This is a genomic window from uncultured Candidatus Puniceispirillum sp., assembly GCF_963979125.1.
Lineage (GTDB): Bacteria > Pseudomonadota > Alphaproteobacteria > Puniceispirillales > Puniceispirillaceae > Puniceispirillum.
The window spans coordinates 1-2,593 of sequence record NZ_CAXBVX010000166.1; the positions used below are offsets into that span (position 1 = coordinate 1).

At 45.9% G+C, this 2,593-nt stretch carries 3 protein-coding genes and 1 pseudogene; 1 reads left to right on the forward strand and 3 read right to left on the reverse strand.

Going from position 1 to position 2,593, the window contains the following annotated elements; translation table 11 throughout:
* Nucleotides 1–345, reverse strand: a pseudogene (locus ABNT28_RS10770) (amino acid ABC transporter permease); the annotation flags it as partial.
* A gap of 147 nt (nucleotides 346–492) precedes the next feature.
* Between ABNT28_RS10770 and ABNT28_RS10775 the strand changes: the two are divergent.
* The gene (locus ABNT28_RS10775) at nucleotides 493–1,389 is read left to right on the forward strand and encodes a LysR substrate-binding domain-containing protein (protein ID WP_348721592.1); all 897 of its coding nucleotides are present in this window, start codon (nucleotides 493–495) and stop codon (nucleotides 1,387–1,389) included.
* Here the strand turns inward: ABNT28_RS10775 and ABNT28_RS10780 are convergent.
* Both ABNT28_RS10780 and ABNT28_RS10785 read right to left on the reverse strand, forming a co-directional pair.
* On the reverse strand, nucleotides 1,386–1,970 hold the full coding sequence (locus ABNT28_RS10780; protein WP_348721593.1) for a thiamine pyrophosphate-dependent enzyme: 585 nt from the start codon (nucleotides 1,968–1,970) through the stop codon (nucleotides 1,386–1,388). The two genes, ABNT28_RS10775 and ABNT28_RS10780, sit on opposite strands and share 4 nt — an antisense overlap.
* The gene (locus ABNT28_RS10785; protein ID WP_348721594.1) at nucleotides 1,957–2,514 is read right to left on the reverse strand and encodes a decarboxylase; all 558 of its coding nucleotides are present in this window, start codon (nucleotides 2,512–2,514) and stop codon (nucleotides 1,957–1,959) included. The genes ABNT28_RS10780 and ABNT28_RS10785 overlap by 14 nt, the downstream gene beginning before the upstream one ends.
* Nucleotides 2,515–2,593 lie beyond the last annotated feature (79 nt).

Consider the following 2,593-nt stretch of genomic DNA (forward strand, 5'->3'; position numbering starts at 1 on the left):
CATTCTGCCAATCGCGGTCAAAGCGCCAATCACTATCGATAGAATGCTGCTAATGCCAGCCAATTGTAAGGTAACTATAATACCTTTAAACAAAGGCCCAAGAATGAACTCCCCATCAATCACCCGATAAAAGAATGGTCCAACACGGTACCATTGCCACCGATATTCCATAGCCGCAGCGCCCGCATATATCAGCCAGCCAATAATGCAGAATAAAAGGATAGCCTGCGCTACCTGCCATAAGGAGCGCGCAATATGCGCTGATGCGGGATCTTTTGGGTGTCGTACACCGTTCACCCCAAACAGTTTTGCGAGAAACGGCGTTTCAGGATGTGTCTGCATCATCAAGCTAGCCCTCTAAACATTATTCTATCATATATGTAAATAATATGCTGACCATCTTTTATTTATGTTATGTGTTAATATATTTTAAAATCGCGCATACAATACTTGTATATTCGGGAGCGGAAATAGCCTGGAGGAAAGAAAAAGATGAAAATCACCTTTCGCCAGATTGACGCTTTTCAAACCCTGATCACGTCAGGGACAGTGACAAAGTCAGCGTCTTTGCTTGGAATTTCACAACCAGCGGTTAGCCGGTTAATTTCAGATCTTGAGAAAAGCGCCGGTTTCAAGCTGTTTCAACGGATTGGACGCAAGCTTGAGCCAACGCTTGAAGCGCGCTTGCTTGCTGAGGAAGTGGCGCAATCAATGGCTGGATTGAAGCGTATTGAGCTGGCCGCGCAGAATATTCGTGATTTTAATCATGTAAAACTTCGACTTGTCAGCACTCCTTCTTTTGCCTCTACGCTAGCGCCGTTGCTGATCGAAAAATTTTCCAAACGGCATCCAAATGTTCATGTCTGTCTTGATATTCAATCTGATGATGAACGTATTGAGTGGATGGTGCTCGAGAATCAGGATTTTGGAATTGCTGTTTCAACTGGACGCAATCATAATATTGCAACGCATGAATTGTTGAGCACCGAGGCCGTTTGCCTTTTACCCAAAGCACACAAGCTAGCTGGTGAAAAAAGTATCTCACCCAAAGATCTCGCTGGTGAAAATTTTGTTTCTTACTTTGAGGGGTCTATTTTCAAAAGTGATATAGACAAGGCTTTCAATGTAGCAGGAGTCAATCGTCTGACACATTATGAAAGCAAGACAACGGCCGCGATCATTGGCATGGTAGGCGCTGGATTGGGTGTGTCTATCATTGGGTCGGGATTTGGTGCTGGATCCTTTGACCCCAGATGCGTGACTGTGCCCTTCACACCTGCAATATGTTACAAAGCTGAGGTTTTATGGTCCACACAGCGCAGTCTGTCGGCCATTCAGAACGAATTCCTTAACATGGTAAAAGAAGAATATAGCGACAAGAATGGCTAGGTAGCTTGTCCTTGGTCACGGTTAAGCGCATCACGGAACTTTTGGCGGGCTGCCTCGCTATGAATATAGTCATAATCGCGTGGATAGGCCTTGCCTGGCACGATTTTTAGAACAGCCATCACTGGCCCGCTATACATAAGTAAGTTTGGCAAAGCCGCCTTAAATGTATCTAGATCTGAAAAGCACATCGCATCCTGATAACCTGCGGCTTTTGCCATATTAGCAAAATCCACATTTCCACTTCCTGGTATGGGGTGAGCTCCATTCACCTCATAAACACCATTTTCAAAAACAATATGCAGAAAATGTTTTGGCTTTACAGTGGCGATAGTTACAAGGCTGCCTAGATTCATCAATAAGCTACCATCACCGTCAAGCACGATCAACTGTCTGTCTGGACTTCCCAAAGCAAGCCCAAGTGCATGCGAAGAGGCCTGGCCCATGGCGCCTGTTGATACATAATTGAGATCGCGCGGGCATAGAGCAAGCCAGTCAAAGCAACTCTGATAAACCGCCACGACAAGGTCGCGTGGCTTGATATGTGGCCGCAATGCCATGAGAGCAAGGTCACGCTGTATCATTGTGCCCTCCAGCTATAACAGGTGATTGGCCAACAATAAAACATAGGGCATCGCCAGTTGCGTAGGCACTATCAATGGCTGGTGCAATGTTATTCGTATCGGCATTGCTATCGATATCGATATAATTCAACGCCATAACGTCGAGAATGGGAGGAATAATTCGAACTCCATAACTTGCTGACTCCCGAACGGATTCGTTAGTCGCTTTGCCTTGCAAACCAACCATCATGCAAACGGGTTGATGATAATCCATAGCAATGGCTCGAATCGCATTCAGCGAGTCCATTAATCCGGTTTGCTGCATCAATAAAAGCGCGCGGGTGTTGCTATAGGAGAGGGCGGCACAGATTGAAACACCCTCATCTTCCTTGCAGACGCGAATCAATTGAAAATCTGGATCTTTGCTGATTGGCCATAGTAACCCATCACTTGTCACGATGTCTGGAACCGATACTATGATCTCAATGCCTGCTTTTTTGAGCTGGGCAATGATGTTTTCACCATTGGGCAATGATAAAGGCTCAACTGAAGGTGATGCGGTCATGTCATTTCACCATGCAGGCGAATTAGCGCATCTATGGCGGTGCGTGTTTCAGCATGATGGCCAATTGTCATCCGCAGAC

Coding starts and splice junctions, on each gene's coding strand:
- ABNT28_RS10775 (WP_348721592.1), top strand. CDS start 493: ATGAAAATCACCTTTCGCCAGATTGACGCTTTTCAAACCCTGATCACG.
- ABNT28_RS10780 (WP_348721593.1), bottom strand. CDS start 1,970: ATGATACAGCGTGACCTTGCTCTCATGGCATTGCGGCCACATATCAAG.
- ABNT28_RS10785 (WP_348721594.1), bottom strand. CDS start 2,514: ATGACCGCATCACCTTCAGTTGAGCCTTTATCATTGCCCAATGGTGAA.